Annotated in this window: 11 protein-coding genes; 4 read left to right on the forward strand and 7 right to left on the reverse strand. The window is 71.7% G+C overall.

Features of this window, described 5'->3' with window-relative positions; translation table 11 throughout:
* The first annotated feature begins 3 nt into the window (after positions 1-3).
* From cydB to OG406_RS20680, 4 genes are all read left to right on the forward strand, one after another.
* Positions 4-1011: a cytochrome d ubiquinol oxidase subunit II gene (cydB, locus tag OG406_RS20665; RefSeq protein ID WP_164372670.1), complete on the forward strand. Its 1008-nt coding sequence runs from the start codon at positions 4-6 to the stop codon at positions 1009-1011.
* A gap of 61 nt (positions 1012-1072) precedes the next feature.
* The gene (gene cydD, locus OG406_RS20670; protein WP_329187105.1) at positions 1073-4609 is read left to right on the forward strand and encodes a thiol reductant ABC exporter subunit CydD; all 3537 of its coding nucleotides are present in this window, start codon (positions 1073-1075) and stop codon (positions 4607-4609) included.
* A gap of 180 nt (positions 4610-4789) precedes the next feature.
* Positions 4790-6535 carry a sensor histidine kinase gene (locus tag OG406_RS20675; protein WP_443067092.1) on the forward strand — a complete coding sequence of 582 codons (1746 nt, stop codon included), beginning with the start codon at positions 4790-4792 and terminating at the stop codon, positions 6533-6535.
* Positions 6536-6664: 129 nt separating this feature from the next.
* On the forward strand, positions 6665-7708 hold the full coding sequence (locus OG406_RS20680) for a M23 family metallopeptidase (protein ID WP_329187107.1): 1044 nt from the start codon (positions 6665-6667) through the stop codon (positions 7706-7708).
* 205 nt (positions 7709-7913) lie between these two features.
* On the opposite strand, the gene OG406_RS20685 is transcribed toward OG406_RS20680, so the two are convergent.
* The 7 genes from OG406_RS20685 to OG406_RS20715 all read right to left on the reverse strand — a co-directional run bounded on the left by OG406_RS20685 (position 7914) and on the right by OG406_RS20715 (position 15301).
* Positions 7914-8783 (reverse strand): HAD-IIB family hydrolase, encoded by an 870-nt coding sequence (locus OG406_RS20685; protein WP_329187109.1) that lies wholly within the window; start codon positions 8781-8783, stop codon positions 7914-7916.
* Between the two features lie 136 nt (positions 8784-8919).
* Entirely contained in the window at positions 8920-9822 is a 903-nt protein-coding gene (locus tag OG406_RS20690; RefSeq protein ID WP_266615054.1) for an LLM class flavin-dependent oxidoreductase, read from the reverse strand.
* 149 nt (positions 9823-9971) lie between these two features.
* A complete protein-coding gene (locus OG406_RS20695; RefSeq protein ID WP_266849485.1) occupies positions 9972-10520 on the reverse strand; it encodes an RNA 2'-phosphotransferase in 549 nt (182 codons plus the stop codon).
* A gap of 182 nt (positions 10521-10702) precedes the next feature.
* Complete coding sequence (locus tag OG406_RS20700) at positions 10703-11647, reverse strand: MerR family transcriptional regulator (RefSeq protein ID WP_329187115.1); 945 nt, start codon at positions 11645-11647, stop codon at positions 10703-10705.
* 64 nt (positions 11648-11711) lie between these two features.
* The gene (locus OG406_RS20705) at positions 11712-12641 is read right to left on the reverse strand and encodes a metal-dependent hydrolase (protein ID WP_329187117.1); all 930 of its coding nucleotides are present in this window, start codon (positions 12639-12641) and stop codon (positions 11712-11714) included.
* Positions 12642-12692: 51 nt separating this feature from the next.
* Entirely contained in the window at positions 12693-14462 is a 1770-nt protein-coding gene (locus OG406_RS20710) for an SDR family oxidoreductase (RefSeq protein ID WP_266847736.1), read from the reverse strand.
* A complete protein-coding gene (locus OG406_RS20715) occupies positions 14459-15301 on the reverse strand; it encodes a M24 family metallopeptidase (protein WP_329187120.1) in 843 nt (280 codons plus the stop codon). Before OG406_RS20715 ends, OG406_RS20710 begins: the two co-directional genes overlap by 4 nt.
* Positions 15302-15425: the final 124 nt, after the last annotated feature.

Consider the following 15425-nt stretch of genomic DNA (forward strand, 5'->3'; position numbering starts at 1 on the left):
GTCATGGAACTTCACGACGTCTGGTTCGTCCTCATCGCGGTCCTGTGGACCGGCTACTTCTTCCTGGAGGGCTTCGACTTCGGAGTCGGCATCCTCACGAAGCTGCTGGCCCGGAACCGCACCGAGAAGCGGGTGCTGATCAACACGATCGGTCCCGTGTGGGACGGCAACGAGGTGTGGCTGCTCACGGCGGGCGGCGCGACCTTCGCGGCCTTCCCGGAGTGGTACGCCACCCTCTTCTCCGGCTTCTACCTGCCGCTGCTGATCATCCTGGTCTGCCTGATCGTGCGCGGTGTCGCCTTCGAGTACCGGGCGAAGCGGCCCGAGGAGCACTGGCAGCGCAACTGGGAGACCGCGATCTTCTGGACCTCGCTGATCCCGGCGCTCCTCTGGGGTGTGGCATTCGGCAACATCGTGCGCGGGGTCAAGATCGACCGGAACTTCGAGTACGTGGGCAACTTCTGGGATCTGCTCAACCCGTACGCGATTCTCGGCGGCCTGGTCACCCTGACCCTGTTCACCTTCCACGGCACGGTGTTCGTGGGACTGAAGACGGTGGGCGACATCCGTGAGCGGGCCCGCAAACTGGCCCTGCGACTCGGCCTGGTCACGGCGCTGTTGGCGCTGGCCTTCCTGCTCTGGACCCAGGCCGACAACGGTGACGGCGGATCGCTCGCCGCGCTGATCGTCGCCGTTGTCGCACTCGTCGCGGCGCTGGTGGCGGTCAACGCGGGCCGGGAGGGATGGGCGTTCATGCTCTCGGGCGTCACCATCGTGGCTGCCGTCGCGATGCTCTTCCTGACGCTCTTCCCGAACGTCATGCCGTCCTCGCTCAATGACGACTGGAGCCTCACGGTCACCAACGCGTCGTCGAGCCCGTACACCCTCAAGATCATGACCTGGTGTGCCGGCATCGCCACACCGATCGTCCTGCTCTATCAGAGCTGGACCTACTGGGTGTTCCGCAAGCGCATCGGTACGCAGCACATCGCCGCGGATGTGTCGCACTGAGTCCGACGTAGTGGGCATGTTTCACGTGAAACGTGCCTGATGAGCCAAGGGTGTGTTTCACGTGAAACCAATCGATCCGCGTCTGCTCCGGTACGCCCGAGCCACCCGCCTCTTCCTGCTGGCGGTCGTGGTGCTGGGTGCCGTCGGGGCGGCGCTGGTCATCGCCCAGGCGATGCTCATCGCCGAAGTCGTGGTGGGCGCCTTCCAGCACGGCTTCTCCGCGACCGAACTCCGTTCACCGCTCGTGCTGTTGGTGGCGGTCGCGATCGGGCGGGGCGTGGTGGCCTGGCTCACCGAGCTGGCCGCTCACCGGGCGAGTGCCGTGGTCAAGTCCGAGCTGAGGGGGCGGCTGCTGGAACGCGCCGCGCTCCTCGGCCCGGGGTGGCTCAGCGGCCAACGGACGGGTTCGCTGGTCGCCCTCGCCACGCGGGGGGTCGACGCCCTCGACGACTACTTCTCGCGCTACCTGCCGCAACTCGGACTCGCGGTGGTCGTCCCCGTGGCGGTACTGGCGCGCATCGTCACCGAGGACTGGGTGTCGGCGGCGATCATCGTCGGCACGCTTCCCCTGATCCCCCTCTTCATGGTCCTGATCGGCTGGGCAACCCGTGCCCAGATGGACCGTCAGTGGCGCATGCTGTCGCGTCTCTCCGGGCACTTCCTGGACGTCGTCGCCGGACTGCCGACACTGAAGGTCTTCGGCCGGGCCAAGGCGCAGGCCGAGTCGATCCGGAAGATCACCGGCGAGTACCGGCAGGCGACCATGCGGACGCTGCGGATCGCCTTCCTCTCCTCCTTCGCCCTGGAGCTGCTCGCCACCATCTCGGTCGCCCTCGTCGCCGTGACCATCGGTATGCGACTCGTCCACGGCGAGATGGACCTGTACGTGGGGATCGTCATCCTCGTCCTGGCGCCCGAGGCGTATCTGCCGCTGCGCCAGGTGGGGGCCCAGTACCACGCCGCCGCAGAGGGGCTCGCCGCCGCGGAGGAGATCTTCGCGGTGCTGGAGACCCCCGCGCCGGCCGTCGGATCCCTGCACGCACCGGCAGGGGAGATCGGCTTCGAGGGTGTGACCGTGCGGTTCCCGGGACGCTCCACGAACGCGGTCTCGGACGTCTCCTTCACCGTCGCACCCGGTGAGACGGTCGCCCTCGTCGGACCCAGCGGCGTGGGCAAGTCGACGCTGCTGAACGTCCTGCTCGGGTTCGTGGAGCCCACAGCGGGCCGGGTGCGGGCCGGGGGAGTCGACCTCTCCGCGGCCGACCTGACGGAGTGGCGCTCCCGGATCGCCTGGGTGCCGCAACGACCGCATCTGTACGCCGGGTCCATCGCCGAGAACGTACGGCTGGCACGCCCCGACGCGGACGACGTGGCGGTACGCGGGGCTCTCGTCGACGCGGGCGCGGCCGGATTCGTCGACGCGCTCCCGGACGGTGCCGACACCCTTCTCGGCGAGGACGGCGCCGGCCTGTCGGCCGGACAACGCCAGCGCCTCGCGCTGGCCCGGGCGTTCCTCGCGGACCGGCCCCTGCTGCTCCTCGACGAGCCGACCGCCTCGCTCGACGGAGCGACGGAGGCGGAGGTCGTCGAGACGGTTCGGCGCCTCGCCGTCGGGCGGACGGTACTCCTGGTGGTGCACCGGCCGGCCCTGCTCGGGGTCGCGGACCGCGTGATCCGTCTGGAGGCCGCCTCGCCCGAGGACGCCCGGCTCGCGGAGCTGGTCACCGACTCGGCCACGGACCTCGCTCTTCTCGGGGCCGGCGTGCAGGCGACCCGGGGCATCGAACCGACTGCTCCTGCCGTGGCGGACGGAGACGGGACCACGCCCGTGGCGAGCAGGCACGGTGGCGTCCTCGCCCGCGTCCGGGCCATGGCCGCTCCCCGACGGGGGCCGCTCGCGCTCGCCCTGCTCCTGGGCAGCCTCGCGCTGGGAAGCGCCGTCGGTCTGATGGCGACCTCCGGGTGGCTCATCTCGCGGGCCTCCGAGCATCCGCCGGTGCTCTATCTGATGGTGGCGGTCACCGCCACCCGGGCGTTCGGCATCGGGCGGGCGGTGTTCCGGTACGCGGAGCGGCTCGTGTCGCACGACGGCGTGCTGCGGATGCTGGCGGACACCCGGGTCGCCGTCTACCGGCGCCTGGAACGTCTCGCGCCCGCCGGGCTCCGCACCACCCGGCGGGGCGACCTGCTGTCGCGGCTCGTCGCCGATGTCGACGCGCTGCAGGACTACTGGCTGCGCTGGCTGCTGCCCGCCGGGGCGGCGGTCATGGTGTCCGCCGTGTCCGTCGGTTTCACCGCCTGGCTGCTGCCCGAGGCCGCAGCGGCTCTCGCCGTCGGGCTGCTGGCGGCCGGCGCCGGTGTGCCCCTGGTGACCGGCGCCGTGGCCCGCCGCGCCGAGCGACGGCTGGCTCCCGCCCGCGGAGCGCTGGCGACCCAGGTGGCCGACCTGCTCACGGGTACCGCCGAGCTGACCGTCGCGGGCGCCCTGCCCGCCCGTACCGCCGAAACCCGCCGGGCCGACGGAGTCCTGACACGGATCTCCTCACGGGCCGCGACCGCGACCGCCCTCGGCGACGGACTCACCGCGCTCGTCTGCGGCCTGACCGTCGCGGCCACCGCGCTTGTCGGCGCCCAGGCCGTCGCCGCCGGACGGCTGGACGGCGTCCTGATGGCCGTCGTCGTCCTCACCCCGCTGGCCGCTTTCGAAGCCGTCATGGGGCTGCCGCTCGCCGTGCAGTACCGGCAACGGGTGCACAAGAGCGCGGAGCGCGTGTACGAGGTGCTGGACGCCCCTGATCCCGTACGGGAACCGGAGCGGCCGCGGCAGGCGCCCGCCTCGCCGTTCCCGCTGCGGTTGGAAGGGGTGCGAGCACGCCACGCCGGACAGCACCGGGACGCGCTGGCCGGCCTCGATCTGACACTGGACGAAGGCCGCAGGGTCGCCGTGGTCGGTACCTCCGGGGCGGGCAAGACGACGCTCGCCCAGGTGCTGCTGCGGTTCCTGGACGCGGAAGCGGGGACGTACACGCTGGGCGGCGTGGACGCGTACGGCACGGACGGGGACTCCGTGCGGCGGCTCGTCGGACTGTGCGCGCAGGACGCGCATCTCTTCGACAGCACCGTGCGCGAGAACCTGCTTCTCGCCCGCAAGGACGCGACCGAGGCCGGACTGCGCGACGCCCTCGGGCGGGCCCGGCTCATCGACTGGGTGGACGGACTGCCGGACGGCCTGGACACGCTGATCGGTGAGCACGGGGCGCGGTTGTCCGGTGGCCAGCGCCAGCGGCTCGCGCTCGCCCGCGCGCTCCTCGCCGACTTCCCCGTCCTCGTCCTCGACGAACCGGCGGAACATCTCGACCTGGCGACGGCCGACGCGCTCACCGCCGATCTGCTGGCCGCGACCGAGGGCCGTACGACGCTGCTGATCACACACCGGCTCGCCGGGCTCGACGCGGTGGACGAGGTGATCGTGCTCGCGGACGGCGCGGTGGTCCAGCGCGGGCCCTTCGCGGACCTGTCGGCCGTCGACGGACCGCTGCGGGAGATGGTGGAGCGGGAGACCGCCGGAGATCTGCTGGTGGGGGCGGTGGTGGGGTGACCGCGACCCGGGCTGTCGGGGACGGATGGGGGGTGCCGGTTCTCCCCCGCGCCGGGAAGGTGGCGTCCCGCCGAGCCGCTGCCGATTCCGGGTGGGGCGAGTGCTCCCGGGTGATCCCGGTCAGCGCCGCCGCCCAGGGTCGACTTTCCCTGGCAAATGGGACTAACTAGGCTCGGGGGCATGGCAGCAGCTTCCGCTTCTCCCGCTCCGGACGACGGCACCGGCGTGCCGGGCCGGACGGCCGGCTCCGGCTCCGGTCCCGGTCCCGGTCCCGGTTCCGGTGGCCCGGACGCCGAGCTGGCCGCCCGGGTACCGCGGTTGCTGGAGGCGATGCGGTCGGTCGGGTCGGGACTGGAACTCCACTCCACGCTGGACCGGATCTGCGAGACCGCCGCCGATCTCACGGACGCGCGGTACGCGGCCATCGGCGTCGTGTCGGAGACCGCGCACGGACTCGCCGACTTCGTCTTCCACGGTGTCGACCCCGGGACCGCGCAGCGCATCGGACGGCTCCCCGACGGCCACAAGGGACTACTGGGAGCGCTCGTCCACGACCCCGATCCCGTCCGCCTCACGAACCTGGCGGAAGACCCGCGCTCGTGCGGTTTCCCCGCCGACCATCCCCCGATGCGCAGCTTCCTCGGGGTGCCGATCACCGTGCAGGGGGAGATCTTCGGCAATCTCTACCTGGCCGAGAAACGCGGCGGTGGTGCCTTCGGGGACGACGACCTCAACATGGTCCGGGTGCTGGCGACGGAGGCGGGGATCGCCATCGGCAACGCCCGGCTCTACGAGGCGGCCAAGCAGCGCGAGCGCTGGATCGACGGCTCGGTCGCCGTGACCACCGCGCTGCTGGCCGGCGGCGATGCCGAGGACGCCTTGCAGGTCGTCGCCGAACAGGCACGCCGGCTCTCCGGATCCGCCGCCGGGATCGTGCTGCTGCCGGCCGAGGACGGCGGCCTGGAGATCGTCGCCGTCGCCTCGGAACACCCCTCGAAGGCCCTCGGCGTGGTCGTCCCGCCGGAGAGCCAGGTCGTCGCCGAACTCCGCGAGGGCGAGCCGGTGTTCGTCGAGGACGCGGCCACCGATCCGCGCATGCTGACGGATCTCGCCCGTGCCTACGGGCCGGCGATGCTGCTCCCCCTGCAGAGCGGCGGCCGGGTCGTCGGTGCCCTCGTCACCCCCCGGGGCCGCGGGGAGCGCCCGTTCTCCGAGTCGGAACGGACGCTCGCCGCGCAGTTCGCCTCGCAGGCCGCCCTCGCGCTGATGATGGCCGAGGCGCAGCGCGACCGGGAACGGCTCGCGGTCTACGAGGACCGCGACCGGATCGCCCGTGACCTGCACGACCTCGTCATCCAGCGGCTGTTCGCCACCGGGCTGATGCTGGAGAGCGCGCAGCGCCGGTCGAACGTTCCCGAGGTGCAGCGGGGCGTGGGCAAGGCGGTCGACGAACTCGACATCACCATCCAGGAGATCCGCACCGCCATCTTCGCCCTCCAGCAGGGTCCCGCCGAGGTGCCGTCGGGCCTGCGGACCCGCGTCCTGCGCGAGATCAACATGGCCGCCGTCCCCCTCGGCTTCAAGCCAGGCCACCGCTTCGTCGGCGCCGTCGACACCGTGGTCGGCGAACTCACCGGCAAGAACCTCATCGCCGCCCTGCGCGAAGCCCTGTCCAACGCCTTCCGGCACGCCGGGGCGTCTCGCATCGACGTCACGGTCGACGCGAACGTCGTGCTGCCGGACGGGCGGCCCGCGGTGCGCCTCTCGGTCGCGGACGACGGTGTCGGCATCCCCGAGGGTGGCCGCCGCAGTGGCCTGAGGAACCTCAAGCGGCGCGCCGAGTCGCTGGGCGGTGCGAGTTGGTACGGGCCCGGGCTGGGGGAGAACGGGGGCGGTACGACGGTGGTGTGGCAGGTGCCGCACTGATCGCCGTACGTACAGGGGGCGTTGCGATGGGCCCCCGACACCCCATCGCTGAGCCATTGGTGACGGTCCGTCCCCCGGGTGCACCCCTAGAACAGGCCGGGTCCGGCGGGGCGGGACACGATCGCTTCCATGCGCTCTCCTCGTCGCCATCCCCTGCTCATCCCGGTGCTGTTGTGCGCGGCCGCGGTGGTCGTCGCCCGTCCGGCGGTGGCCGAGGGCGACGGCGCGGAACCGGGTGTCAGCGCACAGGTGGCGCGGCTGTACGAGGACGCAGCCGTGGCGACGCGGCAGTACGAGGCGGGGCGGCTCGACGCGGAGGCGCAGCGAGGCCGGGCGGAGCGGGCCGAGAAGCTGCTGGCACGGGAGCGGCAGGAGATCGCGGTGCTGCACGAGGACCTGGGCCGGATCGCACGCGCCCAGTACCGGCAGGGTGGCGACCTCCCCTACAGCGCGCAGATCCTCCTCGCGAAGGACCCCGACGACCTGATGCGCGGTCAGCGCGCCATCTGGCGGGCCGACCTGGCCGTCGGGAACTCCGTCGGAAAGAGCAGGCGTGCGGAGGAACGGCTCGCTGCCGATGAGGGGAAGGCGCGGTCGGCGTGGCAGGCGCTGGAGAAACGGACCGGCGAACTCGCCAGGATGAAGGGGACCATCCAGGCGAAGCTGGAGGAGGCACGGTCGACCCTGCAGAGCCAGGCGGACGCCTCGGTGGCCGCAGGGGCCTGCCGGGGCGCGGTCCGGCTCGACCAGCCGGCTCCGGACTCGACCCGTGCGTGGGTCACACCGGTGGAGACGTACGAACTGTCAGCGGGCTTCGGCAGCGGGGGTGACCGCTGGGCGAACCGGCACACCGGGCAGGACTTCGCCGTCCCCATCGGCACGCCGGTGCGCGCGGCCGGGGCGGGCCGGGTGGTGAAGGTGACCTGCGGCGGAGCCTTCGGCATCGAGATCGTGATCGAGCACCCGGGCGGCTACTACACGCAGTACGCGCACCTCGCCGCGGTGACCGTCGACCAAGGCCAGCAGGTGGCGGCCGGCCAGTGGATCGCTCAGTCCGGCACGACTGGCAACTCGACCGGCCCGCACCTGCACTTCGAGGTGCGGGTGACTCCGGAGATGGGCTCGGCGGTCGATCCGGTGCCGTGGCTGGCCGAGCACGGGGTGGTCGTGTAGGTCCACCGGACTCCGGCAGGCCGCGGTCGTGGCTCCGCACGACCGACAGGACCACTCGCGCCGAAGCCGAGCGCCGCGGTCCGCACCCGGCGCCCCGCATCCCGAGCCCAGCGTCCGTGAGGACGTCGCGCCGCGCTGCGGCGGGGTGCCGGTCGGTGTCGGAGGCGACCGACCGGTGCCGGAATCCGCCGCTGCCGGGAGAGAGCTACAGCCGCTCCGCCAGGATCCGCTCGATCACGATCGCCACGCCGTCCTCGTTGTTCGGGGCGGTGCGGCCGGAGGCGGCGGCGACGGCGGCGGGGTGGGCGTTGCCCATCGCGTACGAGCGCCCGGCCCAGGTGAGCATCTCGACGTCGTTCGGCATGTCACCGAAGGCGGCGACCTCCTCGGGTGCGATCCCGCGCTCGGCGCAGCACAGTTCGAGGGTGCTGGCCTTGGAGACGCCGGGGCCGCTGATCTCCAGGAGCGCGCTGGGGCTCGACCGGGTCACGTTGGCCCGGGTGCCGATGGCGGTGCGGGCGACGGTGAGGAAGTCGTCGGGGTCCATCTCCGGGTGGAACGCCAGCACCTTCAGCACGGGCTGGTCGGCGTCCAGCGCGTCCTTCGCGAGGAGCTTCTCGGCGGGCGAGACGATCTCCGGGGGCTCCATGTGCATCAGGGGATAGCCCGGTTCGAGATGGAGGCCGAACGTCCGCTCGACGGCGCACACGGTGCCGGGCGCGGTGGCGCGCAGCAGCTGGATGACGTCGAGGGCGATGTCCGGGGCCAGTTCACGGACCTTGACGAATCGGTGGGCGCCGGGGCCGCCGTGCAGGTCCACCACGGCGGCGCCGTTGCCGCAGATCGCCAGGCCGTGCCCGTGGACGTGGTCGCTGACGACGTCCATCCACCGGGCCGGGCGGCCGGTGACGAAGAAGACCTCGATGCCGGCCTGTTCGGCGGCGGCGAGGGCGGCGATCGTGCGGGCCGACACCGTCTTGTCGTCGTGCAACAAGGTGCCGTCGAGGTCCGTGGCGATCAGCCGGGTCGGGACGGTGGAGGCCGGAGTCTCGGGCCGGCGAGTCGCTGAGGTCACGCGCCCATTCTCCCGCATATGCGCGCACGGTCGTGCGGCGGTCCGCACACTTGAGTGGTTACCGTCCTCACCAGGGCGGTTACAGCCCGTCGGGACCGTGCGCGGTGCGAGCGGGGCGGGAGCGCTGCGACGGGGCTCAGGGGAGCTGCGCGACCGCTTCCATGGCGATCCGCTCGAAGATCTTCTGGTCGGCGGCGAAGTCCGAGTCGGGGATCGGCCAGTGGATCACGAGGTCGGTGAAGCCCAGCGCGGCGTGCCGGCCCGCGAAGTCGACGAACGCGTCGACGGACTCCAGCGGTCGGGCCCGGTCGGGGGTGAAGCCGGTCAGCAGGATCTTGTCGAGCTCCGCCACGTCCCGGCCGATTCCGGCGCACGCGTCGGCCAGCTTGTCGATCTGTCCGCGAATGGCTTGAACCGACTGGTCCGGGGTGCCCGTCTCGTACAGCTTGGGGTCGCCCGTGGTCACCCAGGCCTGGCCGTGGCGGGCGGCGAGCTTCAGCCCGCGGGGCCCGGTGGCCGCCACCGCGAAGGGCAGCCGGGGGCGCTGGACGCACCCGGGGATGTCGTACGCCTCGTGCGCCGAGTAGAAGTTGCCGCTGTAGGAGACGGAGTCCTCGGTGAGGAGGCGGTCGAGCAGCGGGACGAACTCACCGAAGCGGTCGGCGCGCTCCCGGGGGGTCCAGGGGTCCTGGCCGAGCGCGGTGGCGTCGAAGCCGGAACCTCCCGCGCCGATGCCCAGGGTGATCCGGCCGTCCGAGATGTCGTCGAGGGAGATCAGTTCCTTGGCGAGGGGGACCGGGTGGCGGAAGTTCGGTGACGTCACCAGGGTGCCGAGCCGCAGCCGTTCGGTGACACCCGCGGCGGCCGTCAGCGTCGGGAGGGCTCCGAACCACGGGCCCTCGCGGAACGTCCGCCAGGACAGGTGGTCGTAGGTGAACGCGGTGTGGAAGCCGAGCTGCTCCGCGCGCTGCCAGGTGGAACGGCCGCCTTCGTGCCAGCGGACGTGGGGCAGGATCACGGTGCTCAGACGCAGACTCATGAATCGAGCCTAAGCGGAACGGGACGTGACCGCGGACCCGGGGAGATCACCCCGCCCGGCGTTCCCGTGTCGTGCCGGTACCCGGCGGGTCCGCATCCCGGGGCCTGCGCCTCCCTGTCGCGCAGGGCGCGGCCCCCGAGGCGCCGGTCTCAGTGCGGGCCGGGAAACCGCAGGTAGCGCGGGGGCACGGCCTCGGTCAGCCAGACGCCGTTGGCGCTGACGTGGAAGACGTGGCCGTCGCGGCGCATGGCGGCGGCGTCCACGGAGAGGACGACGGGCCGGCCGCGGCGGGCGCCGACGCGGGTGGCGGTCTCCCGGTCCGCGGAGAGGTGCACGGCGTGCCGGTTCATGGGCCGCAGGCCCTCGGCGCGGATCGCGTCCAGCGTGCGGGAGACGGTCCCGTGGTAGAGGTACGCGGGCGGTGTCGCCTCGGGCAGCCCGAGGTCGACCTCCACGGAGTGGCCCTGGCTGGCCCTGATCCGGGTGCCTTCCACGGCGAAGCGCCGCTTGTCGTTGTGGGCCACCACATGGTCGAGTTCGTCGCGCGTGAACCGGAAGCCGTGTGTGGCCGCGGCGGCGATCAGGGTGTCGATCTCGACCCAGCCTCCCTCGCCGAGGGCGAGCCCGATCCGCTCGGGCTGGTGCCGCAGATGCTTCGACAGGTACTTCGACACCTTCACGGTGCGTCTGTCGTCCATCGGTTCATCCGCTGGTCCGACCGTCGGATCAGCGGTCCGCTCCTCGTTCTGTTCCTTCATGCGTCCAGCGTGCCTGGCGAGAGGCGGATCACGCAGGTGATTTTGGCTCCGAGGTTTGATCCACAACCAAGTGCTGTTATCCACAGGGGAATTGATCGTTCTGTGGACAACAGGCTTGTGTTTTATGGTGCGTCGTCAATAATGCTGTGATTACTGTGATTTGCCGTCAGCCGGTCCAAGGAGCGTGTGTGCAACTCACGTTCGGTGGCAGCCGTGATGAATTCAGCCACGTGCTCCGCGCCAACGAGCCCCTCCACAGCGTGCATTGTGCCGACCGGTAGCTCCACTACACGCATCTCCTTCCGCTGCTCCGGAGGTTCTTCCTTGGCCAGGTGTTGCCGCAGGTGGCGAGTGGCGAACATCCGCATGGCCCGCGCCAGTTCGGCGTCCACGGTCTGCTGGGCGAGCGGTCGCAGGCGTCGGACGAGCGAGGCGGCTTCGGCGGCTTCCGTGTCACTCGGCGGATGCTCCCCCAGGTAGCGCGCGAAGACGTGCTCGGTCGTGAACTCCAGGAAACGGGAGGCGATGTGCTCGACCTGTCCCCTCAACTCCCGCAGGTGGGAGGAGATCGCCGACAGCGGGACGCCCGCCTTGTGCAACTCAGCCGCAGCGGAGAGCTCTTGGGGGCTCGGCACGAGGAAACTGTCCTCGTCCCCCACAACCGGTTCCAGGACGCCGAGTTCCACCGCGTCCGCCACTGCCGCGTCGTCGTGACGTCCACCGAACCGTTCGTCCAGCTCCGCCCGGGAGATCCGCGCGGCCTCCTCGTCGGTCCACGGTCCGTCGACCTCCGCGACCAGCCCGAGGACACCGCCGAGTCCCCGCCCCGCGTCCCACGCCTCCAGAAGCTCCTTGATCGACGCGAGCGTGTAGCCGCGGTCGAGGAGGTCGGCTATCTGCCGCAGTCTGGCCAGATGGGCGTTCGCGTACACGTTGGCGCGGCCGCGCCGCTCGGGCCGGGGGAGCAGCCCCCGGTCCTGGTAGGCGCGGATCGTACGGACCGTGGCACCGCTGCGGTGCGCCAGGTCCTCTATGCGGTACGCCGCCCCGCCCGGCTCCTCACTCATCTCTCCGCCCTCCCGCCGTACGCGTCTCCCCTGCCGCCCTCTCGCCTGTCCACCCCGCCGGGTCCTACGCCGTCGCCGCCCGGGTCATCGCGCCCACCGCCGAGCGTGCGGCCGGAGACTGTGCGAGGTACTCCACCGCCCTGCGCAGTGAGCCCTCCTGCGACGGATGGTAGGACCGCCGCAGATAGCGCGGCACGGCCGCGCCGAGCTCCCGCCAGGTGGGCAACAACCCCTTGCGGACCGCTCTGTTGTGCTCGGCGAGCGAGTAGCGCAGGCGCCCGGCCAGCCGGGGGTCTCGGCGGATGAGGTAGGCGGCGCCCCAGCCCCACAGGTACAGCATCATCGGCGCGGTGACGGCCATGCCCGCGAGCCGGCGGGCGTACCGCGCGGCACCCTCGCCGCCGCAGTGCTGGTACATGTCGAAGGCGACGGCGCGGTGTTCGACCTCCTCCGCGCCGTGCCAGCGCAGCAGGTCCAGCATGACCTCGTCGGCGTCGGCGAGGTCGAGTCCCTCCGCCGCCAGCACCCAGTCGCCCAGCACCGCCGTGAACTGCTCGATCGCCGCGATCACCGAGAGCCGGAACCGCAGCCACTCCTCTGCCGGGATCGGAACCCCGCGGGGCGGCTCGTCGCCGAGCAGCTTCTCGAAGAGGAAGTCGACGTACTTCGTGAAGTCGGCGGTGTCGAGCCGCTGGGCGGCGAGGTGGTCGAGGACGTACGCGTGCTGCACGCTGTGCGTCGCCTCCTGGCCCATGAACCCCTTCACGTCCTTGAGGAGTTCGGGGTCGCGGACCAGGGGCAGCGCCTCCTTGAAGACCTTCACGAACCACCGCTCCCCCGCGGGCAGCAGCAGATGCAGCACGTTGATGACATGGGTCGCGGTGGGCTCGTTCGGGATCCAGTGCAGCGGGGTGTCCTCCCAGTCGAAGGACACCCGCCGCGGGGCGATCGCGTGGTGCACGTCGTCCCCGTGGCTACCGGTCGGCCTGTCCATGGACCCTCCCCTCTGAAGGCGCCGTCGAGCCGTCTCCGGGCGCGCGGCCGGTCACAGCGGAGGCTCCAGCCGGGCGATCGCGCGCAGGGCGCGGGGCGCGAAGCGGTGCAGCAGGTGGGCGCCGCGCGCCTCCGGAGTGACCGGAACCACCGCTTCGTTGCGCACGACCGCGCGCAGGATCGCGTCGGCGACCTTCTCCGGCGGGTAGTTGCGCAGTCCGTACAGCCGCGTCGACCGCTTCTGGCGCCGCTTCTCCTCGGTCGCGTCGACTCCCGCGAAGCGCGTGGTCGCGGTGATGTTGGTGTTGACCAGGCCGGGACAGATCGCCGAGACGCCGATGCCCTGGCCGGCCAGCTCGGCCCGCAGACATTCGCTGAGCATCAGGACGGCGGCCTTGGAGGTGCTGTACGCGGGCAGCGCCTTCGAGGGCTGGAACGCCGCCGCCGACGCGGTGTTGACGATGTGACCGCCCTGTCCGCGGTCGGCCATCTGCTTGCCGAAGAGGCGGCAGCCGTGGATCACGCCCCAGAGGTTGACGTCGAGGACCTTCTTCCACTCCTCCGGGGTGGTGTCGAAGAAGGAGCCGGAGAGTCCGACGCCGGCGTTGTTCACCAGCACGTCCACCACGCCGTACTCCGTGGCGACCTTCTCGGCGAGCTTCTCCATGGCCTGCTCGTCCGAGACGTCGACGGTCTCGGCCCAGGCCGCGGGAGAGCCGATCAGCCGGGACATCTCCGCCGTGCGGGCCGCGCTCTCCGCGTCGCGGTCGACGGCCACCACCCGGGCGCCGGCCTCGGCGAAGGCGAACGCCGTGGCCCGGCCGATGCCGCTACCCGCCCCGGTGACCAGCACCAGCTGCCCGCCGAACCGCTCGGCGTACCGGCCGGTGGCGACGGTCGAGGGCGCGGGTATCCCCGCGTCACGCCCTTCATTGGCCGTCACGAACTCGGTGATCCAGGCGCTCAGTTGGTCGGGGCGGGTGCGCGGAACCCAGTGCTTGGCCGGGATCGTGCGGCGCACCAGCCGCGGAGCCCACTCCTCCAGCCCGTCGTAGAGGCGCTCGGAGAGGAAGGCGTCCCCGAGAGGCGTGATGAGCTGCACGGGCGCGTGCGCGTACGCGTCGTCGCGGGGGCGGCTGAGCCGGGGCCGTACGTTGTCGCGGTACAGCCAGGCGCCGTGCGCCGCGTCGGTGGGCAGCGACGCCGTCGGGTAGTCGCCCGCCGGCACCTTCTCGACCCGCTCCAGGATCTTCGGCCAGCGCCTGCCCAGGGGACCGCGCCAGGCCAGCTCCGGCAGCACCGGCGTGTGCAGCATGTACACGTACCAGGACTTGGCGCCCTGGCCGACGAGCTGGGCCGCCCTGCGGGGCGTGGGCCGCTTCATCCGCTGCTTGATCCAGTGGCCGAAGTGGTCGAGGGAGGGCCCGGACATCGACGTGAAGGACGCGATCCGGCCCTCGGTGCGTGCGACGGTGACGAACTCCCAGGACTGCACCGAGCCCCAGTCGTGGCCCACCAGGTGCACCGGTTCGTCGGGGCTGACCGCGTCGACGACCGCCAGGAAGTCGTCCGTCAGCTTCTCCAGCGTGAACCCGCCCCGCAGTGGCTGCGGCGCCGTCGAACGGCCGTGGCCCCGGACGTCGTACAGCACGACGTGGAAGCGGTCGGCGAGCCGGACGGCGACCTCGGACCACACCTCCTTGGAGTCCGGATAGCCGTGCACGAGCACGACCGTCGGCTGCCGGTCGTCGCCCAGTTCGGCGACGCACAGTTCGATTCCGCCCGTCCGCACCCAGCGCTCGCGCGCGCCCACGAGACTCACTTGTCCTCCGTCCAGCGCCGCACGTGCGGCAGATCGTCGTCGAGCCAGAACGCGCTCTGCTCGGGGTCCCTGGAGTCGGTGACGACCAGGATCTCCTCGAACTTCGCGCCCGTACCCCGGAACCCGAGGTGCGGTTCGACCGCCCACAGCCCCGGGTGGGGCGGGTGGTCGGAGAAGGTGTAGGGCGACCACAGGGGAGACCAGCCGTCCCGGTGCCCGTGCAGCGCGTCGCTCGCCAGCCCCTTCAGGGACTGCGTGCCGAACCCGAACAGGCGCGGCGACCAGGGCCGCTCTCGCACCCGGTCCACCTTGTGCGCGATCACCCCGAACGGATACGCGCGGTGCCGGTTGGCATACCCCTGGCGGACCATGAGCCGGTCCACGTCCTCGTAGATCTCGCGCAGCGGCCGCCGCTCGCGGACCTCGCGCAGGATCAGCTCCCGGTGCGCCTCAAGATCGGCGAGCAGTCTGTCCTGCACCGGGTTCAGCCCGAGCGAGCCCGAGTAGCCGATGTCCGCCGTGAAGCCCTTGTGCACCGGAGCCATGTCGAGGATGAACGGCATCCCCGGCTCCAGCCGGCGGTTGGTCGGGAAGAACTGGAGCGGGACCCGGAAACCGACGAACGCCGTGCGGTCGCCGAACCAGGCGAAGGGCAGATGGAACCAGTCCCGTACCCCGCGCTCGCGCAGCCACACCCGCTGCATCCGCGCCGCCTCGCGCTCGGTGACGCCGGGCTTCAGCTGTGCCGCGACCGCCTCCGCGCACTCATAGGCGAGCCGCTGCACCTCTCTGAACCCCCGTAGCTCCACGGAGAGTTCGCCTGCCACTGCCGTCGTCATGCCACCGCCCCACCCTGTCCACACCGACTGCGGTACGTGCCCGTAACTTGACACTGGTGAATGTGACAGTTGTTAGAGGCCGCGTCAATAGACCGGTGCCCCGCCTGTGGACAACCGGACGGAT

This window comes from Streptomyces sp. NBC_01428, from assembly GCF_036231965.1.
In the GTDB taxonomy this organism is placed as follows: domain Bacteria; phylum Actinomycetota; class Actinomycetes; order Streptomycetales; family Streptomycetaceae; genus Streptomyces.

Bases quoted from the DNA above. Each gene is read 5' to 3' on its own strand.
- cydB (WP_164372670.1), top strand. From the start codon at position 4: ATGGAACTTCACGACGTCTGGTTCGTCCTCATCGCGGTCCTGTGGACC.
- OG406_RS20675 (WP_443067092.1), top strand. From the start codon at position 4,790: ATGGCAGCAGCTTCCGCTTCTCCCGCTCCGGACGACGGCACCGGCGTG.
- OG406_RS20680 (WP_329187107.1), top strand. From the start codon at position 6,665: ATGCGCTCTCCTCGTCGCCATCCCCTGCTCATCCCGGTGCTGTTGTGC.
- OG406_RS20690 (WP_266615054.1), bottom strand. From the start codon at position 9,822: ATGAGTCTGCGTCTGAGCACCGTGATCCTGCCCCACGTCCGCTGGCAC.
- OG406_RS20695 (WP_266849485.1), bottom strand. From the start codon at position 10,520: ATGGACGACAGACGCACCGTGAAGGTGTCGAAGTACCTGTCGAAGCAT.
- OG406_RS20700 (WP_329187115.1), bottom strand. From the start codon at position 11,647: ATGAGTGAGGAGCCGGGCGGGGCGGCGTACCGCATAGAGGACCTGGCG.
- OG406_RS20705 (WP_329187117.1), bottom strand. From the start codon at position 12,641: ATGGACAGGCCGACCGGTAGCCACGGGGACGACGTGCACCACGCGATC.
- OG406_RS20715 (WP_329187120.1), bottom strand. From the start codon at position 15,301: ATGACGACGGCAGTGGCAGGCGAACTCTCCGTGGAGCTACGGGGGTTC.